Annotated in this window: 25 protein-coding genes and 2 pseudogenes; 11 read left to right on the plus strand and 16 right to left on the minus strand. The window is 71.7% G+C overall.

The window, feature by feature from the left end; all coding sequences use genetic code 11:
* Positions 1-457: pseudogene (locus tag LXN57_RS15525) on the plus strand (hypothetical protein); the annotation flags it as partial.
* A 5-nt stretch (positions 458-462) separates the two neighbouring features.
* On the plus strand, positions 463-1,551 hold the full coding sequence (locus tag LXN57_RS15530; protein WP_251798873.1) for a protein-L-isoaspartate O-methyltransferase family protein: 1,089 nt from the start codon (positions 463-465) through the stop codon (positions 1,549-1,551).
* Here the strand turns inward: LXN57_RS15530 and LXN57_RS15535 are convergent.
* Positions 1,538-3,112 (minus strand): phospholipase D family protein, encoded by a 1,575-nt coding sequence (locus LXN57_RS15535; RefSeq protein ID WP_251798874.1) that lies wholly within the window; start codon positions 3,110-3,112, stop codon positions 1,538-1,540. The two genes, LXN57_RS15530 and LXN57_RS15535, sit on opposite strands and share 14 nt — an antisense overlap.
* Positions 3,113-3,192: 80 nt before the next feature.
* On the opposite strand from LXN57_RS15535, the gene LXN57_RS47890 reads away from it, so the two are divergent.
* Positions 3,193-3,321 carry a hypothetical protein gene (locus LXN57_RS47890; RefSeq protein ID WP_255644516.1) on the plus strand — a complete coding sequence of 43 codons (129 nt, stop codon included), beginning with the start codon at positions 3,193-3,195 and terminating at the stop codon, positions 3,319-3,321.
* Positions 3,322-3,327: 6 nt separating this feature from the next.
* Here LXN57_RS47890 and LXN57_RS15540 read toward each other — a convergent pair whose 3' ends face one another.
* On the minus strand, positions 3,328-4,524 hold the full coding sequence (locus LXN57_RS15540; protein WP_251798875.1) for an aminopeptidase: 1,197 nt from the start codon (positions 4,522-4,524) through the stop codon (positions 3,328-3,330).
* A 109-nt stretch (positions 4,525-4,633) separates the two neighbouring features.
* On the opposite strand from LXN57_RS15540, the gene LXN57_RS15545 reads away from it, so the two are divergent.
* Positions 4,634-5,635 (plus strand): SEC-C domain-containing protein, encoded by a 1,002-nt coding sequence (locus LXN57_RS15545; protein WP_251798876.1) that lies wholly within the window; start codon positions 4,634-4,636, stop codon positions 5,633-5,635.
* 58 nt (positions 5,636-5,693) lie between these two features.
* Here LXN57_RS15545 and LXN57_RS15550 read toward each other — a convergent pair whose 3' ends face one another.
* From LXN57_RS15550 to LXN57_RS15560, 3 genes are all read right to left on the minus strand, one after another.
* Positions 5,694-6,662 (minus strand): pirin family protein, encoded by a 969-nt coding sequence (locus LXN57_RS15550; protein WP_251798877.1) that lies wholly within the window; start codon positions 6,660-6,662, stop codon positions 5,694-5,696.
* 91 nt (positions 6,663-6,753) lie between these two features.
* Complete coding sequence (locus tag LXN57_RS15555; RefSeq protein WP_251798878.1) at positions 6,754-7,194, minus strand: MarR family winged helix-turn-helix transcriptional regulator; 441 nt, start codon at positions 7,192-7,194, stop codon at positions 6,754-6,756.
* Positions 7,195-7,240: 46 nt separating this feature from the next.
* The gene (locus LXN57_RS15560; RefSeq protein ID WP_251798879.1) at positions 7,241-7,699 is read right to left on the minus strand and encodes a MarR family winged helix-turn-helix transcriptional regulator; all 459 of its coding nucleotides are present in this window, start codon (positions 7,697-7,699) and stop codon (positions 7,241-7,243) included.
* 93 nt (positions 7,700-7,792) lie between these two features.
* Here LXN57_RS15560 and LXN57_RS15565 point away from each other — a divergent pair, with 93 nt between their 5' ends.
* Complete coding sequence (locus LXN57_RS15565) at positions 7,793-8,503, plus strand: SDR family NAD(P)-dependent oxidoreductase (RefSeq protein ID WP_251798880.1); 711 nt, start codon at positions 7,793-7,795, stop codon at positions 8,501-8,503.
* Positions 8,504-8,510: 7 nt separating this feature from the next.
* Here the strand turns inward: LXN57_RS15565 and LXN57_RS15570 are convergent, their stop codons facing one another.
* Positions 8,511-9,731: an enolase C-terminal domain-like protein gene (locus tag LXN57_RS15570; protein WP_251798881.1), complete on the minus strand. Its 1,221-nt coding sequence runs from the start codon at positions 9,729-9,731 to the stop codon at positions 8,511-8,513.
* Positions 9,728-10,570, minus strand: coding sequence for an NAD-dependent epimerase/dehydratase family protein (locus tag LXN57_RS15575; RefSeq protein WP_251798882.1), 843 nt, complete (start codon positions 10,568-10,570; stop codon positions 9,728-9,730). Before LXN57_RS15575 ends, LXN57_RS15570 begins: the two co-directional genes overlap by 4 nt.
* Before the next feature lie 66 nt (positions 10,571-10,636).
* On the opposite strand from LXN57_RS15575, the gene LXN57_RS15580 reads away from it, so the two are divergent.
* Positions 10,637-11,023, plus strand: a complete 387-nt coding sequence (locus LXN57_RS15580) for a hypothetical protein (RefSeq protein ID WP_221377914.1) — start codon at positions 10,637-10,639, stop codon at positions 11,021-11,023.
* On the opposite strand, the gene LXN57_RS48590 is transcribed toward LXN57_RS15580, so the two are convergent.
* The 5 genes from LXN57_RS48590 to LXN57_RS15610 form a co-directional block, all read right to left on the minus strand.
* A complete protein-coding gene (locus tag LXN57_RS48590) occupies positions 11,020-11,622 on the minus strand; it encodes a Clp protease N-terminal domain-containing protein (protein WP_438872877.1) in 603 nt (200 codons plus the stop codon). The genes LXN57_RS15580 and LXN57_RS48590 overlap by 4 nt on opposite strands.
* A 3-nt stretch (positions 11,623-11,625) precedes the next feature.
* Complete coding sequence (locus tag LXN57_RS15595; RefSeq protein WP_251798883.1) at positions 11,626-11,862, minus strand: helix-turn-helix domain-containing protein; 237 nt, start codon at positions 11,860-11,862, stop codon at positions 11,626-11,628.
* A gap of 89 nt (positions 11,863-11,951) precedes the next feature.
* The gene (locus tag LXN57_RS15600; RefSeq protein ID WP_221377917.1) at positions 11,952-12,146 is read right to left on the minus strand and encodes a DUF3072 domain-containing protein; all 195 of its coding nucleotides are present in this window, start codon (positions 12,144-12,146) and stop codon (positions 11,952-11,954) included.
* Positions 12,147-12,178: 32 nt separating this feature from the next.
* Entirely contained in the window at positions 12,179-12,910 is a 732-nt protein-coding gene (locus tag LXN57_RS15605) for a VOC family protein (protein ID WP_251798884.1), read from the minus strand.
* Between the two features lie 235 nt (positions 12,911-13,145).
* Positions 13,146-15,299, minus strand: coding sequence for a SpoIIE family protein phosphatase (locus LXN57_RS15610; RefSeq protein WP_251798885.1), 2,154 nt, complete (start codon positions 15,297-15,299; stop codon positions 13,146-13,148).
* A 179-nt stretch (positions 15,300-15,478) separates the two neighbouring features.
* Between LXN57_RS15610 and LXN57_RS15615 the strand changes: the two genes are divergently transcribed.
* The 3 genes and pseudogenes from LXN57_RS15615 to LXN57_RS15625 all read left to right on the plus strand — a co-directional run bounded on the left by LXN57_RS15615 (position 15,479) and on the right by LXN57_RS15625 (position 18,646).
* A complete protein-coding gene (locus tag LXN57_RS15615) occupies positions 15,479-15,796 on the plus strand; it encodes a hypothetical protein (RefSeq protein WP_251798886.1) in 318 nt (105 codons plus the stop codon).
* 194 nt (positions 15,797-15,990) lie between these two features.
* A pseudogene (locus LXN57_RS15620) lies at positions 15,991-16,842 on the plus strand (mechanosensitive ion channel family protein); the annotation flags it as partial.
* Positions 16,843-17,251: 409 nt separating this feature from the next.
* Positions 17,252-18,646: an FAD-dependent monooxygenase gene (locus LXN57_RS15625; protein ID WP_251798888.1), complete on the plus strand. Its 1,395-nt coding sequence runs from the start codon at positions 17,252-17,254 to the stop codon at positions 18,644-18,646.
* 77 nt (positions 18,647-18,723) lie between these two features.
* On the opposite strand, the gene LXN57_RS15630 is transcribed toward LXN57_RS15625, so the two are convergent.
* Positions 18,724-19,077 carry a DUF6401 family natural product biosynthesis protein gene (locus LXN57_RS15630; protein WP_251798889.1) on the minus strand — a complete coding sequence of 118 codons (354 nt, stop codon included), beginning with the start codon at positions 19,075-19,077 and terminating at the stop codon, positions 18,724-18,726.
* A gap of 92 nt (positions 19,078-19,169) precedes the next feature.
* On the opposite strand from LXN57_RS15630, the gene LXN57_RS15635 reads away from it, so the two are divergent.
* Positions 19,170-19,553 carry a hypothetical protein gene (locus tag LXN57_RS15635; protein ID WP_251798890.1) on the plus strand — a complete coding sequence of 128 codons (384 nt, stop codon included), beginning with the start codon at positions 19,170-19,172 and terminating at the stop codon, positions 19,551-19,553.
* A gap of 6 nt (positions 19,554-19,559) precedes the next feature.
* Here the strand turns inward: LXN57_RS15635 and LXN57_RS15640 are convergent, their stop codons facing one another.
* The gene (locus LXN57_RS15640) at positions 19,560-19,766 is read right to left on the minus strand and encodes a hypothetical protein (protein WP_251798891.1); all 207 of its coding nucleotides are present in this window, start codon (positions 19,764-19,766) and stop codon (positions 19,560-19,562) included.
* A 187-nt stretch (positions 19,767-19,953) separates the two neighbouring features.
* Here LXN57_RS15640 and LXN57_RS15645 point away from each other — a divergent pair, with 187 nt between their 5' ends.
* Positions 19,954-20,559, plus strand: a complete 606-nt coding sequence (locus LXN57_RS15645) for a toast rack family protein (protein ID WP_251798892.1) — start codon at positions 19,954-19,956, stop codon at positions 20,557-20,559.
* A gap of 113 nt (positions 20,560-20,672) precedes the next feature.
* On the opposite strand, the gene LXN57_RS15650 is transcribed toward LXN57_RS15645, so the two are convergent.
* Together LXN57_RS15650 and LXN57_RS15655 are read right to left on the minus strand one after the other, a co-directional pair.
* Positions 20,673-21,137, minus strand: coding sequence for an SRPBCC family protein (locus LXN57_RS15650; protein WP_251798893.1), 465 nt, complete (start codon positions 21,135-21,137; stop codon positions 20,673-20,675).
* A gap of 40 nt (positions 21,138-21,177) precedes the next feature.
* Positions 21,178-22,182 (minus strand): YihY/virulence factor BrkB family protein, encoded by a 1,005-nt coding sequence (locus tag LXN57_RS15655; RefSeq protein WP_251798894.1) that lies wholly within the window; start codon positions 22,180-22,182, stop codon positions 21,178-21,180.
* Between the last annotated feature and the right edge of the window lie 38 nt (positions 22,183-22,220).

Raw genomic sequence — 22,220 nt, forward strand, 5'->3', positions numbered from 1 at the left:
CCGAGCGCGACAAGCGCCGCCCGGCGACCGAGCCCAGCAAAAGCCGGTTGGCGAGCAAGCCCAGAAAACGCCGGCCGGCCTCGACGGGATCACCGCGGAGCGCGCCCGCGACCTGCTGACCAGGCTCGATGACGACGACCGCACGATCCCGCCGCCGCTGGAGCCGCTGTTGCCCGCGCTGGCCGAGACGGTTCTGTTCTGGAGTGCGGGGCGGCGGCGGGTGCTGGTCACCCACGATGAGCAGAGCGCCCTCACCGCCGACCGGCTGACCCGCCTGCAGCAGGCGCTGGCCGTCGGCGGCGTGTCGCCGCTGGCCGGTTTGATCATGGTGGATTCCCGTGACGACCCGCGGGTTCAGCTGGCCGATCTGCTGGCCGGGGTGGCCCGGCGGTCGCCGGGAAGCGACGGGCTGCGGCCACTGATCTCGCGGACCTCCCTGCTGCCGGATCTATGGTGAGGAGGATGGGGCCGCGGGAGGCGTTTCTCGACCGGATCCGGCGAGGGGGAGTGGACCTCTCGCCGCGGCTGGCCGCGGCCTTCGCCGAGGTGCCGCGCGAGGTCTTCGTTCCCGACGGGTTCCAGCGGCGCGACGGCAGCTGGGCCGAGCCGGCCGCCGCCGACTTCCTCGAGCTCGTCTACGACGACGACGTGCTGGTCACCAAGGTGGACGGCCGCACCCCGGTCAGCTCGTCGAGTCAGCCGTCGCTGATGGCGTTGATGATCGAGGCGCTGGACGTCCGGCCGGGGCAGACGGTTCTCGAGATCGGGGCCGGCACCGGTTACAACGCGGCCCTGCTGGCCCGGCTGGGCGCGTCCGTGATCAGTGTGGACGTTCAGCAGGACGTCGCCTCGCGGGCGCGTTCGGCGCTGGCCCGGGCGGGCATCGAGGGCGTACGGGTGGTGCTCGGCGACGGCTACCAGGGCATTCCCGGCGCACGGGTGGACCGGGTGATCGTCACGGTCGGTGTCGCCGGTGTCTCGCCGCGTTGGCTGGAGCAGCTGGCGGGCACGCCCGACGGCGTGGTGGTGGTCCCGGTCGAGCACGCGGGCACCCACCCCGTCCTGCGGGTCACCGGGGACGGGCAGGCGCGCGTGGTCAGCCCGTCCAGCTTCATGACCGCTGCCGGGCCGCTCACCGCCACCCACCCGTTCCCGGCGCCGGCTCCGCCTCGCACGATCAAGGGCCTCGTCCCGTACGCCGAAAGCCGTTTCGACCCGCCGCTGGAGCCCCTCGCCTATCGCGACCTCTGGTACGCGGCCGGGGTCTGGCACCGGCGCGCCACCCTGGCCGCCGTTCCGGGCCACGAGCAGAACTGCCTCATGCTGCTCGACGAGCAGCGCACCGGCGGCGCGGCCATCCTGCCCGACGGCAGCGTGGTGGCCGGGGGCGACGAGGCCGGTCGCTACGCCGCCGACGCGACCGCTGTGCTCGATCGCTGGCTCGACGCCGGCCGCCCGCCGATGCAGGCGTGGCGGCTCAGCCTCGCGGCGGGCGGGGACCCGGAAGCTCCCATCCTGCTGCCGTGCGGCTGGGAGCTCACCAACGCTTAGCCCACCGGTCGCGCCACGACCGACCGTCCGGGTCGTAGACCAGCCGGTAGGCCGGGGTCGCCCACCACCGCTGGAACCAGGGCAGCTTCTCGGTCGAGTGCGGCATCAGCCGGCCCGGCGGGCGCGGTCCCTTTTGTCCCGAGTCGTGCCAGTCTTTCAGCCGGTCGGCGGCGGCGGTCATCTCCCGTACGGCGTCGGCGGCGTCGAGCACGTCGAGGTCCGCACGATCGAGATGCTCGCGCATCAGGGCGAGACGCAGCTCCCGCGGGAAACGGCGGGCACCGTCGCCCAGTCCGGCCGGGTCGCGCGGCTCCCGCTCGTCGGGCGTGTCGTCGAGGACCGCGTTGGACAGCTCGCTGTCGTGGGTCCACGACCGACGGTTGAAGTTGTCGCTGCCCACGCTGCACCACGTGTCGTCGACCACGCACACCTTGGCGTGCACGTAGATCGGCGTGCCGGCCTCGTTCTCGAGGTCGAAGACGTGCACGCGGTCGGGCGCGGCCATCGAGCACAGTGAGATCGCCTTCTCTCGGCCGATCAGGTTGGGCGGCAGCGCGAACCCGCCGTCGACGTCGGGGTACCGGGGGACCACCGCGATCAGGTGCAGGTCGGGATTGGCCCGCAGCGCGTCGGCGAAGAGCCGGGCCACCTCGGCCGACCACAGATACTGGTCCTCGACATAGATCAGCCGCCGGGCCCGCTTGACCGCCTTGGTGTAGCCGCGGGCCACGGTCTGCTCGCCGTTGCGCGCGAAGTCGTACGTGGGGCGCATCGCCGGATAGGTCCGCAGCGTCTGTACGGCCATCGGTCCGCAATCGGGCGGGTCGGGCGGCTGCGGCGGCAGGCGGTCGGCGCTCATGTCGGCGTGCTTGAGCTTGTCGGTCACCGTCGAGATCGGACCGTGCTGGTCGAGATCGTCGGGTTCGTTCCACCGCTCGCGGAACGTGAGGTCGAGCACCCCCACCACCGGTCCCCGCAGTTCGAGCTGCACGTCGTGCCAGGGCGGATTCGGGCCGTACGCCTTGGCCATCGCGACCGCCTGCGGGTCGCCGAGGTGGCGTTCGTCGTCGCGGCGACTGTGGCACAGGTCGATCCCGCCCGCGAAGGCGACATCGAGCTCGGGCCGCCCCGGGTGGCGCAGCACGATGAGTTTCTGGTGATGCGAGCCGCCTCGGCGCACCCGCTGGTCGAGCAGCACCTCGCCGCCGGCGGCCCGGATGTCGTCGCTGAGGGTGCGGTTCTCCTCCTCGCTGTACGCGAGTTTGTCGAGGTGGGACCGCCAGAGCAGACCCTTCACTACCACCCCGCGCTTGGCCGCGGCCGAGAACAGCTCGGCGATGGTGGGGCCGTCGTCGCGCAGGAGTTCGTCGGGGTCGCCACGCCAGTCGGTGAAGAAGAGGTGGTCACCCTCGCGGAGGCTTTCCACCTCCGGTACCAAACGGTCAAAATATGTTTTGCCGTGAATCAGTGGCTTGGCCGCGTTTCCGGTGGACCAGGTGGGTATGGAGGAGTCCGGGTTGCCCCGCTCCTCCTGCGAGAGGAACCAGTCCGGCAGAGGCACGCCCCCGAATGTAAGCCGCCGACACCGCTTGCGCACGCCGAGGAGCGTCGCGCCATGCCGCATCCGGAGGAGATCCATCCATGAGCGCCGAACCGATCACCGAAGTCGTGACCACCGCCGACCCCGCCGCCGCCGCCGAGAAGGGCCTGCTCATCGCGGTGCTGCTGCTCGTGCTGCTGGGCGTCGGCGCCATGCTGTTCATGGTGTAGCCGTACTCACAGCACCCATTCGTCGTCCCGGATGATCGTCACCGTGCCGTGCGGGCCACGGCCGGTGACCGTGATGCCCTCGCCGCCGATCACCACGTCGGTGTGCACGCTCGACATGTTCAGGCCCAGGGCGGCCCGATCCGGCTCGGTCAGCGCGGCGGCGTCCTCGACCGCGAACGGGAAGCTCTGCCCCCACGCCACGTGACACGCCGCGTTCTCGTCGAACAACATGTTGTGGAAGACCACGCCCGTACGGGCTATCCGGCTGTCCCGGTCGACCAGCGCCACCTCACCCAGGCTCCGGGCGCCCTCGTCCGTCTCGAGGTGGGCCCGCACGACCTCGGCCCCCTCGTCGGCCGACACCTCGGTGATGCGCCCGCCGGTCAGGGTCACCCGCAAACCGGTGATCACCTGGCCCGAGATCACCACGGGCCGGGTCACCCGCAGGACGCCCTCGGCCCGGCGGCGGTCGGGGCTGGTGAAGACCTCCTCGGTCGGGATGTTCGGCAGGTACGGGATGCCGGCCGCGTCGACCAGGCCGCCACCCGTCCACCGGCAGTCCGGTAGCAGGCCCACGGTCAGGTCGGTGCCCTCACCCCGGTAGCGCAGCTCGGTCAGGCTCAGCGCGTCGAGGCGGCGCCCACGATCGGCGAGCACCTGACACCGTTCCTGCCAGGCGGCCACCGGGTCGTCGAGGTCGAGCCGCATCGCCGTGCCGACGGCCTTCCACAACCGGTCGACGTCGGGCTCGCCGAACACCTCGCGGGCCCAGCCCGGGTTGGGGGCGCCCACCACCGTCCAGCGCATGCCGCCGAAGACCGCGCGGCGCATGGCCTGCGCCTCCTCGGTGGGGGAGGCGGCCACGCGGGCCGGGTCGAGACCGTCGAGCAGATGCGGGTCGGCCTCGCCGAGCAGCCGGATCCACGCGACGTCCGCCCGCTGCCACTCGTCGATGCGGGTCAGGGCCCAGGGGCGTACGGCGGAAAGCTCTTCGACGCTCGCATGGGTCACCGCCGACCGGCGCATCGGGCCGTCGCTCCACACCGGCTCGACCCAGGCCGCGCCGGCCGCGTACGCCGCCTCGGTGACCGCCCGGGCGATCTCGAGATGGGCTGTGTCGGTGTGCAGGACCACGCCCTGACCCGGCTGAACGTTGATGCCGCCCCGGACGACAAGCTCCGCGAATCGCTCGATCAGCGCCATGCGGAGCAGGTTAGATGCTTCGGGCAGTTTTCGGAGCCCCGCGTTCGGCGGTCGTAAGTGAGACTCAGATCAACAGCCACAGATGCGCAAGTCGCAGTACATTGACGGCGTGTCGACTAAAACGGTGCTGACCAGCGCAGACCTAGAAGAGATCCGGCAGACCGCCCTGGGCGCGGCCAACCCCCTCGGCGTAGCAGCCGACGTGGCCGACGCGGTGGAGACCGGCCGCCTGGAAGACCCGGAGGACGCCGGCCAGGCCCTGACGCTGGCCGCCGAGATCGCCGAGAGCCGTTCGAAGCTCGACGCCGCCCTCCGCTACGCCGACCGCGCCATCGAGGCGTTCGGTGACCGCGACGACAGCCAGGTCGCCAACACCCGCGCCGTCCGCGCCCGCATCCTGTTCCGGGCCGGCCGTGACGACGAGGCCGCGGCCGAGCTCGACGCCCTGCGCCCCCAGCTGACCGCGCAGCCCGACGCGGCCGCGTTCATCACGGCCGCGCTGGTCGTCGGCAAGCGCTCCCGCCAGGCTGAGGAATGGCTGACCGAGGCGGTCAAGCTCGCCCTGGCCGAGCGGGCCGCGACGCCCGGCGAGCCCGACGAGCCGGCCAGCGCCGACGACGCCGGCACGTTGTTCTTCCTGTTGCAGCAGCGGCACCGCCTGCGCCACGCGCTCGGCCTGCAGCACGACCACCACGACAACCTGGCCGAGCGCCTCGAGACCAGGCTGGCCAACGCCGGCGCCGTCCCCGCGGCCGCCACCACCACCGAGCTCGTGTTCTGGCCCCAGGCCGAGTTCGACAGCCTGCTCAAGCAGTGGCCGGCCCTGGCCGAGCAGTACGGCGCCGACTGGGACGAGCACCGCGCCCGCCTCGAGAAGGAGCTGGTCCGCCTCACCGGCGCCGGCCGCACCGGCCTGGCCGTCTTCCCGGCCACGGTCGACGGACTGTCGAAGCACGGCGACCCGGCCGAGGCCGGCACGCGCACCGCGTACGCCCGGGAACTGACCACGGCCCCCAACCAGATCCCCTGGCCCCCGGAGCGCAACGGCGCCTGCTGGTGCGGCTCGGGCCTCAAATACAAGAAGGACTGCCTGCCCCGCTCGCGCGCCTGACCGCCGTACCGAAAAGGCCCCGCCCGGAGATTCCGAGCGGGGCCTTTCGCGTGGCTGATCAGTCGGTGTGCGGAACGCGCTCGGCCGGGATGACGCCGAGGCGGCCCTTCTGGAAGTCCTCGAAGGCCTGCTTGAGCTCGGCCTGCGTGTTCATCACGAACGGGCCGTAGTGGGCCACCGGCTCGCGGATCGGGCGGCCGCCCATGATGAACAGCTCCATGGCCGGGATGCTGGAATCCTGGGTGGCGTCGGCCGTCACCCGGATGGCGTCGCCCTTGCCGTGGCCGGCCAGCTGCCCGATCTGGATCGGCCGCTGCTCGGCGCCGACCGTGCCCCGGCCGGCCAGCACGTACACCAGCGCGTTGTACTCGGGCTGCCAGGGCAGGTCGAGCTGGGCGCCCGGCTGCAGCGTCACGTGGGCCAGGTTGATCGGGGTGAACGTGGAGCCCGGCCCGGCGTGCCCGCCGACCTCACCCGCGATGACCCGGATCAGGCTGCCGCCGTCGGACGTGGTGAGCAGCCCCGCCTCGCGCCCACGGATGTCCTGGTACTTCGGCGTGATCATCTTGGCCGCCCGGGGCAGGTTGACCCACAGCTGCAGTCCGTGGAACAGCCCACCGCTGGTCACCAGATGCTCCGGCGGCGCCTCGATGTGCAGAATGCCCTGCCCCGCGGTCATCCACTGGGTGTCCCCGTTGGCGATGGTGCCCCCGCTACCCAGCGAGTCCTGGTGGTCCATGATCCCGTCGATCATGTACGTAACCGTCTCGAACCCGCGGTGCGGGTGCCAGGGGGTTCCCTTCGGCTCTCCGGGCGCATAGTCCACCTCACCCATCTGGTCGAGGTGGATGAACGGGTCGAGCTCGGTCAACGGCACCCCGGCGAAGGCGCGGCGCACCGGGAAACCCTCGCCCTCGTAACCGCTCGGAGCGGTGGTCAGGCGGCGGACGGGCCGGAAACTCGTGCTCGGGTCGAGCTGCGGAACCCGCGGCAGGACCAGAACGTCGTCGACGGTAATGGCGGGCATGACAGGCCTCCAGGCTGGGACTGGTTACACCGTAACTCTTTCAAAACTGAAATACCAGGGCGAGGCGAACCTCGTCCGCGCCGGGCCGATGTCAGGCCTTGCGGATCTTGTCGAAGACTCGGTGGATCACGGCCAGCTCGTCGGGCTCGAGGCGGTCGATGAAGCTGTCCCGGACGGTGATCAGGTGCATGGGGGCGGCGGCCTCGAGGGCGGCCATGCCCTCGTCGGTCAGCACGGCCTCCTGGCCGCGGCCGTCCTCGGGGCAGGGCTGCTTGCGGACCAGGCCGCGCTTGACCATCGAGCTGATCTGGTAGGTGATGCGGCTTGGGGAGAAGACCAGCCGGCTGGCCAGCTCGCCCATGCGCAGGCGGTGTTCCGGGGCCTCGGAGAGGGTGACCATCACGTGGTAGTCGTTCATGCTGAGGCCGGTCTGCGCGCGGAGGTCGTCTTCGAGGTGGGTGTGCAGCGCCCATGAGCTTTCGACGAAGCTGCGCCAGGCGAGCTGTTGGCTCTCGGTCAGCGGGTCGGCCATGGGAGCACAATAACTCTTTCAAATCTGAAACAACAAGTGCCGCTGGTCACGCCGGTTCCGGGCGGTGGCCGCCGAGCAGCTTGGCCAGCAGGGCCTCGAGCTGGCGGCGCTCGGCGGCGCTGAGGGCGGTCAGCAGCTCGTCCTGCACGACGTCGGTGTGCTTCTGGAGTTCGTCCAGGTAGAGGCGGCCGTCGTCGGTGAGGGTGACGACGTTGCGGCGGCGGTCGGCTGGGTCGGGTTCCCGGCCGACACGACGGCCCTCCTCGAGCCGGTTGAGGATGCCGTTGACGTCGTTGCGGTCGAGGCCGAGGCGCCGGCCGATGTCGGCCTGGCTCATTGGCCCGCATTCCTCGAGCGCGGCCAGGACGGCGAAGTCGGCGCGGGCGCTCAGCTTCATCCGCCGGGCGAACAGCCGCGCGCCGAGGGTCGACACCTTGTTCGCCTGCCAGCTGGCCAGCGCGCGCAGCCGGGCCGGTGGCTGCGGTGTGTCGTCCGTCTCGGGCATCCCGTCATCCTAGCCGTTGGCCAAACTAACAGTGGGCGCTACGTTGGCATAACCAACGTTGGGTTTACCAACGAAATGCGACGGAGGAGTGCCATGTCGACTGGACGGCGAGTTCTGATCCCGGGCGGCACCGGAGGAGTCGGTGAGGGCGTCGTCCGCGCCTATCTGGCCGCCGGCGCCCAGGTTGTCGTGCCCACCCGGAGCGAGCAACGGGCGGCGGAGTTCCGGCGGGTCCTCGGCGATGCCGCGAGCGACCGGCTTCAGGTCGTCGTGCACGACTACACGACTTTGGAGGGAGCCGAGTGGCTGGTGGCCGGGTTGGGCGAGCCGCTCGACGACGTCGTCGCCCCGATCGGCGGGTACTGGGGCGGGCGCCCGCTCCAGGCGATCGACGCGGCGGACTGGCAGAGCGCCTTCGTCGACCTGGCGACAGCGCACATCGCGGTGATGCGAGCGGTTCTGCCCCGGCTCAGCCGCACCGGCGCCTATCAGATCGTCGCCGGGGAGTCCGGGCTCCGGCCGGTGGCGGGGGCCGGCCTGCTCAGCATGCAGCAGAGCGCCCTGCTGATGATGCGCAGCGTGCTCGAGGCCGAGGTCGAGGACCGGCAGCGCGTCTTCGCCCTGGTTCTCGGGCCCGTGCACACCCGGTCGGCGGGCGACGCCCCTCCCGGTTGGATCTCGGCCGGCCAGGTCGGTGAGGTCGCCGTCGCGGTCTCGGCGAGCGCGGAGGCTGGCCGCGAGATCCGCCTGCCCGACTCGGCGGCGGCCACCAAGGCCCTGGACCTGCTGCGCGGCCGCGGCTGAAGCCCGGTCAGGGAGCCTCGATCGAGCCGTCCGGGCGGCGGACCGTCGCGGCCCAGCGTTCGTGGGCGTGCAGCACCGGGGGATGCTTGGCTGCGGCGGCCTCGTCCAGCTCGATGCCCCAGCCCGGGGCCGTGGAGGGCCGGGCGTAGCCGGCTGCGATCACCGGCATGCCGGGAAAGATCTCGTGCACGACCTCGGGGTAGACGTGGCCCTCCTGGATGCCGAAGGCCGGACTCGTCAGGTCGAGCGCCAGGTTGGCTGCCGCGCCCACGGGGGAGACGTCGGCGGGGGCGTGCCAGGCCGTCTGCACGCCGTGCAGCTCGCACAACACCGACAGCTTGTGGCCGGGCGTCACACCGCCGATCGCCGAGATGTGGCAGCGCAACAGGTCGACGCCGCCCGCGGTGACCAGGCGGGCGGCGTCGGGCACCGAGGCGGTCAGCTCACCCACGGCCAGCGGCACGGGTGCGGCCGCGCGCACCTCGGGCAGGCGGTCGTAGTGCTCGGGCGCCACCACGTCCTCCAGGAAGAACAGGCGGTACGGCTCGAGCGCCCGGGCCAGCACGACAGCCTGCTTCGGGGTGAGCCGGCTGTGCACGTCGTGCAGCAGTTCCACGTCGTCGCCGAGGCGGTCGCGGGCCGCCTCGAACAAGCGCGGGGTGCGGGCCAGGTAGTGGTGGACGTTCCAGCCGTCGGGGTACGGCGTGCCGGGGTAGCCGTTCGGGGCGCCGGGAGCCCCGTACGTGCCCAGGCCGGGCTGCCCGGTCTGCAGCCGCACATGCCGGTAGCCGGCGTCGACCAGCGCCTCCGCCTCGTCCAGCGTCTGCTCGACGGTGGCCCCGGAGGCGTGCAGGTAGACCGGCACAGCGCCGCGCAGCGGGCCGCCGAGCAGGTCGTAGACGGGCAGCCCGGCCCGCTTGCCGGCGATGTCCCACAACGCCATGTCCACGCCCGAGAGCGCGCTGTTGAGCACCGGTCCGCCCCGCCAGTACGACGAGTAGTGCAGCGACCGGCCGATGTCGGAGATCTGCGAGACGTCCCGCCCGGACAGCAGCGGGGCGATGTGGGTCTCGAGGGCGGCGACCACCGCGGCGAAACGCTGGTGGAAGGTCGCGCAGCCCAACCCGTACAGGCCGGGCTCGGACGTGTCGATGCGCACGACGACGAGGTTCACCCCCTCGGGGGCGGTCACGATCACCCGCAGACCGGTGATCGTCGGCGCGCTCATGCGACCGGGAACTCGTACGCGGCGGTGAAGCCCAGCAGCTCGCGGGCCGGCCGCAGGTCGATCGGCACCGCGCGCCCGGGGAAGGCGGGGCGGGGCACGCCGGGGTGGAACTTGTCGAGCAGCCACTCGGTGGGCTGCGGGGCGAGTGTGTCCGGGGCGGCGACGTAGAGCACGTGGTTGCCCGGCAACGCCGGCTGCGACGCCATGACCAGGGCGCGAGCGGCATCGCGGACGTCCAGGTAGCTCCACACGTCGGCCGCGCCCCGGCCGGGGTCCTGGGCGAAGAGCTCGGCCATCGGGCCCAGGCGGTCGTCGGCCGCGCCCACGAACGGCAGGCGCAGCGCCACCACGGTGGTGCCGTACTGGCGATGGATCATGTCGGCCGTCGCCTCGTCGGTGCGCTTCGAGAGGGCGTACGGGTCGGTGATCTGCAACGGCAGCGCCGCGTCGACCGGCAGGTACGGCATGTGCAGCGGCCGCCGCGCGAACGGCAGGCCGCCGATCGCGTAGCTGCTGGCGATCACGGCGTTGCGGATGCCGCGCCGCCCGGCCCGGTCGAGGACGGTGAAGGTGGCCAGCGTGTTGTGACCGAAGACCACCTCGTCGGGGTGGTGGCCGGGCTGCGGGATCGCGGCCAGGTGGATCACCGCGTCGCAGTCGTCGAGGGCGTCGTCGACCAGCGCGACGTCGCGGGCGTCGCCGACCAGGGTGCGACCGGCGCGGGTGTCGGAGGGTTCGAGAACGAGGGCGGTGGTGGTGACGCCGTCGGCGGTCAGGAGGTCGAGAACAGCGGCGCCGATGAGGCCGGCCGCCCCGGTGACGAGGACGTGAGCAGGCATGATCTGAAACTTACTCGGAAAGTCGCCTAAGATCGTGCCCCTGGGTCGGCCGGTGGGGGCACATGCATGGCGTACCGGGTGGAGTACGAGGGCGAAGTCGTCGAGTTCACGGTGCTGGACGCGGCGCTCGATTGCGCGCGCAACGCGATCGTCAACGACCTCGGCCGCATCGACGGCTGGTCGGTCGAGCACGACGAGGAACTCAACGACTGGTACGTGCGCGGCGTGCGCAACGGCCGGCGGATCGGGCCGACCGCGGTGGTCTCGGGCCCGTCGCCGGCCGTCTGGGAGGAGTGGGAACGCCGGGTCGTCTTCGTCGGGCAGACGCCGGCCGAGGCGTTCGCGATGGCCGCCGCCTGGCTCGAGCGACGACCGGACATCACCGTTCTGGGCGACGTCGGCTGGCATCACACCGCCGACGGTCACCAGCTCCGGGTCTATTACCGCGGTTAGCCGGTAGTCGCGCTGACCGAGCGTTCCATGTCGGTGCGGACGCGGTCGACGTCGATGCCGCGGTCGGCCATGATCAGCATGGCCAGGCCCTGCCCCTCGCGCAGCAGGCCGAGCATGATGTGTTCGGGCGCGATGAACTTCTGCCGGAGCCGGATGGCCTCGCGCAGCGACAGCTCGAGCACCTTCTTGTTGCGTTTGGTGAACGGGATGTGCCCGCTGCCCGCATGGATCTTTCCGAACAGGCCGCGCTTCTTCTCGGCCGGGCGCGGCAGCCGCAGCGAACCCTCGCCGAAGTTGGCCTCGATTGCTTCCCGTACGGCGGCCAGGTCGATCCCGATGGCCTTCAGGGCGGCCGCGTCCTCGGCGTCGGCGTCGCTGAGCACCGGGCCGTCCTGGTTGTGGCCGCCGATGCGCTGAAGGACGTCGGCCCGTACGGCCTCGGCCTCGAGACCGGTCGACCGGGCCACCGGACCGGCGGGGTCGGCCAGCAGCGCGAGCAGCACGTGCTCGGTGCCGATGTGATCGTGGTGCAGGCGGCGGGCTTCCTGCTGCGCCGTGGTCACGACGGTGCGCGCCTCGGTGGTGAATCGCTCGAACATCCTTCAGTCCTCCCGTGGGTCCGGCGCCGGCATCAGGCGTGCGTGCTTCTTGTGGACGCCCTGGCGGGTCACCTCGAGCGCGTCGGCGATCTCTTGCCAGGGCCAGCCCCGGCGGCGGGCGTTGGCCACCTGGAGGTGCTCGAGACCCTCCAGCAGGCGGCGCAGCGCCACCACCGCACGCAGGCCGACCCGCGGGTCGGCGCTGCCGGCCGCCGCGGCGAGGTCGGTTGCTTCGGTCATGGTGTCAACTTACGTTGACGTTGACCGCCACGTCAACCCCGGTTGACACGAAGGGCAAAAAGAAGGCCGACCCGAAGGTCGGCCCCTCTTTATCGGCCGCGGCCGGTCTTTTCCTGCAACTCGTCGATCTTCTGCGACGCCTCGGCCTTGGTCAGGCCGTCCGGCACGTCCTCGTGCGCCTCGCCGGCCAGGGTGTGCAGGTAGCTCTCCTGGGCGCCGGTCGCCGGCTCGTCGCCGGTGGTCCAGTCCGACGGGTCCTTCTCGGCGTTCGACAGGTCAGTCATCACGGCATCCTCTCGTTCGAACGCCTGTTCCCTTACCCGCCGTACGTCAACTCCATGCCGATGATGTCGTTGTAAGCGACACTCAACTCGACCGGGCGATGCACCGGCGCGGTCACGGCGAACGGCGCGCCCAGCGGGTCGAGCATCTCGACGTAGCTGCCCAGGCCCATCTCGACCGGCCCGGCGACGACCCGGCCACCCAGCCCGGCGCAGCGGTCGATCGTCTCGGTCGTGTCGGCCACCTGGAACGACGGCTGCCAGCGGACGTCGTAGCGGCCGGTGATCAGGCCGGCCACCGAGTCGTGCGCCTCGCTCAGCCACTCGCGGCTGCCGAACTCGTCGGTCAGCGTCCAGCCGAAGACCGAGCCGTAGAAGCGGGTGGCGGCCGCGATGTCGTCGGTCAGCAGGTCCGACCACTCCATCGTGCCCGGCTCGCCCCGCACCTGGGCGCCGGAGAACCCGGCCGCCTGCCAGAGGCCGAAGACCGCGCCGGCCGGGTCGGACACGATGGCGGTGCAGGCGCCGTGCCGCTCCTCGGGCCAGGTCAGCTGCCGGCCACCGGCCTGCGTGACCCGCTCGGCGGTCCGCGCCAGGTCCGGCGCGGCCAGGTAGGTCAGCCAGCCCGGCGGCGTCTCCGGTCGCGTGCGGCTGATGCCGGCCACGGCCTGTCCGTCGAGCAGGAATCGATCACCCTCGACCTGCCAGCCGAAGAGCCCGGCGTAGAAACCCGCCGTGTCGTCCCGGTCCGAAGTCGTCAGCTCCACCCAGCAGGGAGTCGACGGCGCAAAGCCCCTGATCCGCATATACCACTCCAACGTGGACGTCCCCGAATGGCGATGACTCTACGGCAATCTATACGCGCCGTCACTACCCAGGGGTTCAATGTCCGCTTTGGAGAGGCTTTCCGCTACCTAAAGTGACTGCCTGTAGGTCAGGTGTCACGCCAGAGTTAACGGTTCAACCATTTGCCGGTGGTGGGAGCGCGACCAATCACCGTGGTCAATCGGTGAGGGTGCGCGGGATGAGCATTTCGAACCACACCGTGGTGCCGCGCACGGTCGGATCGGTGCCCCACGAGTCGCTCAGTTCCTCGATCAGACCCAGCCCGCGGCCGCGGCTGCTCATCGTGTCGGCGTGCGCCCGGATCACGGTGCCCCGGGTGCCCTCGTCGGCCACCGAGACCAGCAGCCGCTCGGCGTTCAGGTCGATGTGGACCCGGGCTGGGGTGCCCGCGTGCAGCAGCGCGTTCGTCGTGAGCTCGCTCGTGCACAGGATGGCCGCGCCGATCACCGGCTCGGGCACCGACCACTCGCGCAGGCGCGTGGTCATCCATTGGCGTACGCGGCTCGGGCCCGTCGGCTCGGCCGGCACCAGCATGGTGCCGGACCGGCTCATCGCCACCGCGTGCTCGACCGCGAGCACCGCCACGTCGTCGTCGGTCGAACCCGCCACAGCCGACGTGGCCAGCGAGCACAGGTTGCGCGGGTCGCCGCTGACCGCCCCCGCGGCCGCCGCCACCAGGGCGTCCAGCCCCTCGGTGAGCGCGTGGCCCCGGCGTTCGACCACGCCGTCGCTGAACATCAGGATCGTGTCGCCCGGCTCGAGCCGCACCTGACCGGTCTGCCAGCGCCCGCCCAGCCCCAGCGGGGCCCCCGGCGGCACCTTCACCAGCTCGGCCGTCGGCGGCCCGCCACCCTGCCCGGCCCGGCGCAGCACCGGCGGCGGGTGACCCGCGCTGGCCATGGTGATCGTGCCGTCCGACGGGTCGAGCACCCCGTAGACGACCGTCACGAAGATCTCTTCGTTGCGCGACTCGGCGCCCAGCGAACCGACCAGCCGGTCGAGGCCGGCCAGCACGCTCGGCGGCGCCGGATCGGTCAGCGCCATCGCCCGCAGCGCGGCCCGCACCTGGCCCATGACGGCCGCCGCCCGCACGTCGTGCCCGGCCACGTCGCCCAGCACCATCGCCAGCCGGCCGTCGACCAGCCGGAACGCGTCGTAGAAGTCGCCGCCGGCCGCGTTGCCGTCGACCCCCACGTCGTAGCGGGCGGCGATACGGAACGTTTCCAGCTCGGGCAGGTGTTCGGGCAGCATGCTGCGCTGAAGCAACTGGGCCGTGCCGTGCTGGGCCTCGAACCGGCGGGCCCGCTCGGCCGCCTGCGCCACCAACAGGGCGGCCGCGTCGAGCAGTGCCCGCTCGGCCGGCAGCCAGCGGTGCGGCTCGCGGTAGCCGATCGTCAGCGCGCCGCTCAGCAGCGGCGTGCGCAACGGCATCGTGGCCAGGGCCCGGATGCGCCGTTCGTGCCGGTCGGCGGCCACCGCCCGCAGCGGCTCGCCGTCGGCCTCGAACGATGCCTGGCCGGTCTGGGCGGCGGCCACGATCGGGGCGCGCGGGTCGTTGGGCAGCCGCTTCCACACCGGGGGCAGGCGCTCGTCGGCCTCGTCGAGCATCTCGCCGCGGATGCGCCGCACATAGCGGTAGGCGCCGCCGTCGTCGACGGCGAACGCGCAGTGGTCGACGTCGAACGAGCTCATCGCGTAGCCCAGCACGACCCGGGCCACGTCGTCGACGGTCAGCGCCCCGGCCAGCCGCGAGGTGAGGTCGCCCAGGTTCTGCAGGCGACGGGTCACCTGGGTGGTCTCGGCGGCGACGGTCAGCACCCCGGCCACCTGGTCGCGCCGGTCGTGCACCACCGAATGGGCGCGCGTGAAGAAGGCCTGTTCCGGCCGGCCGTTCGAGTTCCGGACGACGGTCAGCTGGGTCTCGGGCTCGAGCCGGGACCGGCCGCTGCGGTAGACCTCGTCGACCGCGCCGCCGAAGCCGCGCGAGTCCCACAGGTCGCCGAAGACCTCGGCCGCGGGCCGGCCCAGCGCGGCCGGGTGCAGAGTGCCGATCAGGTCCGCGTACGCGTCGTTGTAGATCATCAGGAAGCCGTCACCATGGGTGTAGGCCATCGGCATCGGCGACGAGAGCACCAGCTCGACGGTCGCCGATACGGCCGGGTCCCAATGGTCGCGCGGGCCGAACTCCGTGTCGCTCCAGTCGCGGCCGCGCACCAGCTCGGCGCAATTCTGCCGGCCGGTCGAGCCCGCCGCTGCCTGGGCAGGCAGAGCGGGTATCACTGAGGGGCTCACCCCACCCGTCCCGGCCATGACCAAAGAGTAGCCCGGCTCGGCCGTTCGGACGATGCCGCACCGGCCAACCGTCCGATTCTTGACGGTACGACCCCCTGATCCCACTCGTGGATACTCCGCGCGAAATGACGGTCAGTAGCGTTTGTGACCCGACTTGACCTGGCGTCAGGGCATTGTCGTCACTTACGGTGTTGTTCGTGTCCGAGGATCGCCTGCTGTCGCCCGTACGCCGCCCGCACATCCCGGCACAACGTGGTCCATTGATCGATCTGTCGGTGACGCCCCGGCCGGTCGCCCGGCCGCCGGTGACCCGCGGTCGCCTCGCGATCGTCGCCGCAGCCGTCTTCCTCGCCGGTGCGGCCGGCTACACCGCGTTGCGTCCCGTTCTGCCGTCTTTCGCGCCATCCTCCGGCCCCGCCACACCCGCGCCGCCGTCGGCAACCGAGCAGGCTTCCGTACGGCCGGACGTGCCGGCCGCCGCCGCGGACCCGATCCGCCATCGCGGCGACCGGTAGCCCCCTTCCGGCGCTGTCCGCAGGAGTCAGGTGCCGGACGGCGTCGCAGCGGGCGGTAGTTCCGCCTTTTGTGCCTTCTGCGGGCACGCGTTCTCCGGCCGCGGGTCTCGGCATCGTGACAATCAGGTGGTTCCGGTCGTTCCCTCACTCGGGCCGGCAGCTGGCCGGCCCGGATCCGACGCAGGGAGCGCACGATGACCGGGGACGGGCTGGGCCGGGGCCTCAGCGACATGTGGCGGTCGGTGGTGCTGATCGTGCCGGCCGTGCTGGCCTTCGCGGCCATCCTGCTGATCGGGTGGCTGGTGGCCCGCCTGCTGCGGGTGGCCGTTTGCCGCGGCCTGCACCGGGCCGGCCTGGACCGCGCCGTGGCCCGGGGAGCGGCCGGGCGTCTCTTCGCCCCCGGTGGCACAACGCCGAGCGAGCTGTGCGGCAAGTTGGCCTTCGCCGCCGCGCTGCTGTTCGCGGCGCAGCTGGCCTTCGGGGTGTGGGGGCCCAACCCGGTCAGCTCGCTGCTCACCGACCTGATCGGCTGGCTGCCGCGGCTGCTGGTGGCGATCGTGCTGGTGGTCGTGGCGGCCGCCGTCGCCCGCGCCGCCGAGGATCTCGTCGTGGGTGCGCTGGGCGGCCTGCCGTACGGCCGGTTCGTGGCCCGCGCGACCTCGCTCGTCATCGTCACGCTGGGCGTGATCGCCGCCCTCGACCAGGTGCGCGTCGCCACCGCGATCACCAGGCCGGTGCTGATCGCCGTCCTGGCCACGGTGGCCGGCGTGCTGATCGTCGGCGTGGGCGGCGGCCTGGTCCGTCCGATGCAGTCCCGCTGGGAGTCCTGGCTGACCTTGGCCGCGACCGAGTCCGCCCAGCTGCGTGATCACCTGGCTGCCCGCCCCAGGACCGACGCGGAGTCTGCCGAGCGGCGCGATCACCTGGCCGGCTGGACCGGGACCGACGCCACCCGGCTCGACATCCACGCCGCCTCCGAGTCCGCCCACACGGGTTTCGGGAACCAGCACACCGCATCCGCCGGCGTCCACGCCGATGAGACCCAGGTGATTCCGCCGCCGCGCCATGAGCCCGGCGCGGACGACACGGTCGCCGTCATCACCACGACGGCCGTCGGAACCACGATCGTCAACCCGGGCCCGAACGACACCATCCTCATCGGCAGCGGAACCGAGGACGGCAGCAGAACCGAGGACGGCAGCGGCATCGACGACACCGAGAGCACCCAGGTGATCCCATCCGCTGCCCGCTCGCGCAGGACAGACCCCACATCGGACTGACCGCGCTCCCTGCCTACTCCAACTTATAGCGCGACACAGGGCTTGCGGCAAGACCGGGGGCGGGGCGCAGGATGGCTCGGTCAACGCCGTGAGCTGGGTAAATTCGCCGACCGAAGATCGACAAGGGACGGTTGCGGGCCGGAGCGGCGGCGAAGCGAAGGGGATCAGGGGACTCATGTTTGACGTGATCATTGCCGGCGGCGGGCCCACGGGGATGATGCTGGCGGCCGAGTTGCGGCTGCACGACGTACGCGTGCTGGTGGTGGAGAAGGACGCGGCGCCGCCGCCGTTTGTGCGGTCTTTGGGGCTACACGCTCGCAGCATTGAGATCATGGACCAGCGGGGTCTGCTCGAGCGGTTCCTCGCGCACGGGCGACGGCATCCGGTGGGCGGCTTCTTCGCCGGCATCGAGAAGCCCGCCCCGGCGCTCGACTCCGCGCACGCCTACGTCCTGGGCATCCCGCAGACAGTCACCGACCGGCTGCTGGCCGAGCACGCCGCCGAGGCCGGGGCCGAGATCCGGCGCGGGTGTGAAGTGCTGGCACTCACGCAGGACGACTACGGCGTGACCGTCGGGACGAGTGGCGGCGAGGAGCGCGCCCACTTCCTGGTCGGCTGCGACGGCGGCCGCAGCGCGGTTCGCCGGCTGGCTGGTGTCGGCTTTCCGGGGGAGCCGGCCCGGGTCGAGACGCTGCTCGGCGAGATGGAGGTGACCGCTTCGGCCGAGGAGGTGGCTGCCACAACGGCGCGGGTCCGGCTGACCGAGAAGCGGTTCGGTGTCGGGCCGATGGGCGACGGCGTCCATCGTGTGGTGGTCCCGGCCGCCGGAGTGGCCGAGGACAGGGCCGTGCCGCCGACCATCGACGACTTCCGGGAGCAGTTGCGGGCGGTGGCCGGCACCGATTTCGGGGTGCATTCGCCGCGGTGGCTGTCCCGGTTCGGGGACGCCAGCCGGTTGGCCGACCGCTACCGCGCCGGCCGCGTGTTTCTGGCCGGGGACGCCGCCCACGTGCATCCGCCCACCGGCGGTCAGGGGCTCAACCTCGGTCTGCAGGACGCCTTCAACCTCGGGTGGAAGCTCGCCGCCGAGATCAGGGGCTGGGCGCCGCTCGGACTGCTCGACACGTACGAGGCCGAACGCCGGCCGGTGGCCGATGACGTCCTCACCAACACGCGGGCGCAGATGGAGCTGATGAACACCGCGCCCGGTCCGCAGGCCGTGCGGCGGTTGCTGTCGGAGCTGATGGACTTCGAGGACGTGAACCGCCACCTGATCGAGAAGATCACCGGGCTCGGCGTCCGGTACGACTTCGGTTCGGCGGACGACCGGGTCGGCCGGCGGCAGCGGGACGTGCCCGTGACGCGGGGCCGCCTCTATGAGCACATGCGCAGCGGGCGCGGCGTGCTCGTCGGCCGGGTGGACGCGCCGGGGTGGGGCGATCGCGTGGACCGGGTGGCCGGGGCGAGCAACGTCCTGCTTCGCCCCGACGGCCACATCGCCTGGACCGGCGACGATCCCGGCGCGCTGGCGGAGCAGCTCAGCCGATGGTTCGGCGAGGAAGGGAAATGAGGAAGGGAAATGAGGAAGGCCGGCGCCGGGTGGCACCGGCCCTCAATGAAGGGTCGATCAGCGGGTGGGAGTCCGGGTCAGGCGGGCTGGGGCAGGGCGCGGGCGAGGGCACACACGGCCAGCAGGCGGCGCAGCACCCAGTCGTTGGCGATCCAGTCGATCTCGCCGGCCGGCGGGCGCCAGCCGTGCGTGAAGGCGGCGTCGCGCACACCCTCCGCGTACGCGGCGAGCAGCACCGCGGTGAGCGGGCGGACGTCCGACGACAGGCTGTCGCGGATGCCCGCGGCGTGCTGGTCGACGAGGGCCATCAGGCCGGGGTTGGCGTCAGCCTGGACGAGGCCGGCGCCGACGGTGTCGTGCAGCTCGGTCAGGCTGGCGTGGGCGGAACGGTGGGCAGCACGGGCGGCAGCGCCGCTGAACAGGCCATTCATGAGAAGAGACGTTAAGGAGCCACGGGTAGCCAACGGTTCTTCGCACAGGTGCAGCTCGGTTGAAGCTTTTCCGGCGGGGAAAGGAGAGCGGCATGGACGACACGACCGTGGAGGCGCTGGGCAAACTCAGCTCGGCCCTGGAGACGACCGAGCGGGCCCGGGGCCACCTGCACTCGTTCCATCAGCTCACCGGCAAGGCCGACTTCGAGCTGGACGAGGCGGTGGCGCTGTTCCGCAAGGCCGGCCACGACGCGACAGCCGACCGGATCCAGCAGGATCTGATCGGCCGCAACGTCATCCCGGGGCACTGGACGTTCCAGATCCTCGAGGAGTACGACGACACGTACTGGAGCTTCTTCCGTACGGTCGAGAGCGCCGCCCGCGACGAGCTGGCCGACGGGCGGCGGCACCTGTACGAGAGTGCGCTCAAGGAGCGGCGGCGCACCCACGGCAAGCCGGGGCACGAGGCGCGCTGAGGCGGCCTATTCCGCCTCGGCCTGCGCGGGCCGGCGGCGCTGGGCGTCGTCGGCCAGGATGACGGTGGCGACGACCATGGCCACCACGACGGCGAAGAGCCAGGAGGCGTCGTCGATCAGATTGGCGGCCAGCGGGGCCTGGAAAGCGGCGAGCAGAAAGCCCATCCAGGCGAGGCGACGCTGACGATCGGTGAGGAAACCGGCAGAACGCATTCGGACAGTGTGGCTCGCATCGGGTGGATCGCCGTCACCCGTTCGGCCGATTCTCCGTTGTCCGATAGTGCCCTCAGGCTTGCGTCGCCACCGCTCAATAATCGCATTGCTGCTGGTCGCGGCGCTGGCGATCACCGGTTGTGAGAAGGCTGCGACGGTAGCGGCGCCTGAGGCTCGGGAGCACACCGTGACGGGGCCACTGCAGAGCCGGACGATCGCGGCTCGGCTGGTCGTGCCCGACGCGGCCTCTCGCGTGCAGGTGATGCTCGCCAACATTCCGGGGTTGCTGTACCGCGTCACCACGCCGGCCGGGTCCGGTTTGCGGCCGCGGGTGACGCGCCGCGGGGGGCTGGTGCGGGTTGCCCTGCTGCCGACCGGTGAGGACGGGCGGAACGAGGTCCGGATCGTGCTCAACCGGGCCGTACGGTGGGATCTGCGCCTTCCGGCCGGGGCGGGCGAGCAGCGGCTGGATCTGAGCCGGGGCCGCATCACCCGGCTCGTCGCCGGCGCCACCGGCCTGATCGAGCTGCGCCTGCCCGCGCCCTGGGGGACCGTGCCGCTCACCCTGACCGGCGGCGTAGGCACGCTGACCGTCTCGACACCGCCGGCCACGCCTCTGCGCCTGTACCTGGCCGGTGGCGCAGCCTCGGCGCTGACGCCCTGGACCGCCGACGAGGGGCTGCCCCCGGCGACGACCCTGACCCCGGCGATCTGGCCCACCGCCCGCGACCGCTACTGGCTGCGGGCCCGATCGCCGGTCGGCCTGTTGTCGCTGCGTCGTGCCCCCGCTTAGGTTCTGTTTCGTAGTCGGGGTGGGAGCGAGGCGGCCGGGTACCCGCTGGACGCGCACGGAAACGGCCGCCCGGTGACCGGGCGGCCGCTTTTCCCTTGGGAGGAACCCCTGCTCTACAGGCCGGGGCGATCTACGTCGCCGCGCCAGGCGCCGGTCTCGACGCCGCCGCGCTGCTCGATGAACTCCTTGAAACGCTTGAGGTCACCCTTGACCCGGCGGTCGACGATGCCGAGCTTGTCGCCGGCGTTCTCGACGAAGCCCTGCGGGTCGAAGTCCATCTGCACGGTCACCCGGGTGTGGGTGTCGTCGAGCCGGTGGAAGGTGACCACGCCGGCCTGCTTCTCGCCCTCGGTCGACTTCCAGGCCACCCGCTCGTCGGGCAGCTGCTCGGTGATCTCGGCGTCGAATTCCCGCTTGACCCCGGCGATCTCGGTCTTCCAGTGCGTGTGGGTCGCGTCGAGCTGACGGATCTCCTGCACGCCCTCCATGAACCGGGGGAACTCCTCGAACTGGGTCCACTGGTTGTATGCGGTGCGCACAGGAACTTCGACGTCAACGGACTCGGTCACGGTGCTCACGGTGTGAACTCCTCCTGGTTGTGTTACCCCGCCTTACGCACTAACTGGTGCCCGGGTCGGCCGGGGCTAAACGAGGGGCGAGCGGGGTTTTCGGATCGTCGTCGCCCGCCTGGCGCAGCCGGGCCCGCTGCACCTCCGCGTTGACCTGCACACCGAGGAGCACCGCGATGTTCGACAGATAGATCCAGACGAGGAAGGCCATGATCGCGCCGAGACTGCCGTAGGTGCGGTTGTACGAGCCGAAGTTCGCCACGTAGAGGCCGAAGGCGAACGACGCGACGCTCCACACGAGCAGCGAGACCGCCCCGCCCACGGTGAGCCAGCGGAACCGCGGTTGCCGCACGTTCGGGGCGATCCAGAACAGCAGCGACAGCACGATCGTGGCGATGGCGACCAGCACCGGCCAGCGCCCGACCGACCAGAACTGCCGGGCCGTCGAGCCCGCGCCGAGCGCGTCGCCCACCGCGTCCACCAGCGGACCGCTGATGATCAGCCCGGCGCCGATCGAGGCCAGCAGCACCAGCGCCACGGCGGCCAGCAGGATCTCCAGCAGTTGCAGCTTCCACCAGGAGCGGCCCTCGCGGACGCCGTAGATGCGGTTGGACGCCCGCGAGAACGTGGAGACGTAACCGGAGGCCGACCAGAGCGCGAGCAGCAGGCCGAAGCCGAACAGCACCCGGGCCGAGCTCTGCTGCACCAGCAGCGCCTGCACGACCGGGAGCAGGCCGTCGTTGTCGACCACCGAGCCGATGCCGATGTCGCGCAGGATGCCGACGGTGGCGTTGAGCGCCGCCGACCCGTCGGTGACCAGATTGATCAGGGCCACGATCACGACCAGCGACGGGATCAGCGCGGTGACCGTCTGATAGGTCATCGCCGCGGCGTAGTCGGAGCAGTCGTCCTCGATGTAGCCGGCCACGCTCCGCCACATCACCGAGCGCCAGCCGCGCCACCGGAGCTGGCGGAGCTTGAGGGGCAGGGGATGCGGCGTAACGTCGTCGGCGGCCGCCTCGGACTCCCGGTCGACGGTGGGCTCGGTGTCCATGCCGGCTCCTGACAGGTTTTGACGGCAGCTACCCGGGC

Origin of the sequence: Paractinoplanes hotanensis (assembly GCF_023717965.1) — a bacterium.
GTDB classification, from domain to species: Bacteria; Actinomycetota; Actinomycetes; order Mycobacteriales; family Micromonosporaceae; genus Actinoplanes; species Actinoplanes polyasparticus.

Coding starts and splice junctions, on each gene's coding strand:
- LXN57_RS15530 (WP_251798873.1), top strand. CDS start 463: ATGGGGCCGCGGGAGGCGTTTCTCGACCGGATCCGGCGAGGGGGAGTG.
- LXN57_RS47890 (WP_255644516.1), top strand. CDS start 3,193: ATGAGCGCCGAACCGATCACCGAAGTCGTGACCACCGCCGACCCCGCC.
- LXN57_RS15540 (WP_251798875.1), bottom strand. CDS start 4,524: ATGGCGCTGATCGAGCGATTCGCGGAGCTTGTCGTCCGGGGCGGCATC.
- LXN57_RS15550 (WP_251798877.1), bottom strand. CDS start 6,662: ATGCCCGCCATTACCGTCGACGACGTTCTGGTCCTGCCGCGGGTTCCG.
- LXN57_RS15555 (WP_251798878.1), bottom strand. CDS start 7,194: ATGGCCGACCCGCTGACCGAGAGCCAACAGCTCGCCTGGCGCAGCTTC.
- LXN57_RS15560 (WP_251798879.1), bottom strand. CDS start 7,699: ATGCCCGAGACGGACGACACACCGCAGCCACCGGCCCGGCTGCGCGCG.
- LXN57_RS15565 (WP_251798880.1), top strand. CDS start 7,793: ATGTCGACTGGACGGCGAGTTCTGATCCCGGGCGGCACCGGAGGAGTC.
- LXN57_RS15570 (WP_251798881.1), bottom strand. CDS start 9,731: ATGAGCGCGCCGACGATCACCGGTCTGCGGGTGATCGTGACCGCCCCC.
- LXN57_RS15575 (WP_251798882.1), bottom strand. CDS start 10,570: ATGCCTGCTCACGTCCTCGTCACCGGGGCGGCCGGCCTCATCGGCGCC.
- LXN57_RS15580 (WP_221377914.1), top strand. CDS start 10,637: ATGGCGTACCGGGTGGAGTACGAGGGCGAAGTCGTCGAGTTCACGGTG.
- LXN57_RS48590 (WP_438872877.1), bottom strand. CDS start 11,622: ATGTTCGAGCGATTCACCACCGAGGCGCGCACCGTCGTGACCACGGCG.
- LXN57_RS15595 (WP_251798883.1), bottom strand. CDS start 11,862: ATGACCGAAGCAACCGACCTCGCCGCGGCGGCCGGCAGCGCCGACCCG.
- LXN57_RS15600 (WP_221377917.1), bottom strand. CDS start 12,146: ATGACTGACCTGTCGAACGCCGAGAAGGACCCGTCGGACTGGACCACC.
- LXN57_RS15610 (WP_251798885.1), bottom strand. CDS start 15,299: ATGGCCGGGACGGGTGGGGTGAGCCCCTCAGTGATACCCGCTCTGCCT.
- LXN57_RS15625 (WP_251798888.1), top strand. CDS start 17,252: ATGTTTGACGTGATCATTGCCGGCGGCGGGCCCACGGGGATGATGCTG.
- LXN57_RS15630 (WP_251798889.1), bottom strand. CDS start 19,077: ATGAATGGCCTGTTCAGCGGCGCTGCCGCCCGTGCTGCCCACCGTTCC.
- LXN57_RS15635 (WP_251798890.1), top strand. CDS start 19,170: ATGGACGACACGACCGTGGAGGCGCTGGGCAAACTCAGCTCGGCCCTG.
- LXN57_RS15640 (WP_251798891.1), bottom strand. CDS start 19,766: ATGCGTTCTGCCGGTTTCCTCACCGATCGTCAGCGTCGCCTCGCCTGG.
- LXN57_RS15655 (WP_251798894.1), bottom strand. CDS start 22,182: ATGGACACCGAGCCCACCGTCGACCGGGAGTCCGAGGCGGCCGCCGAC.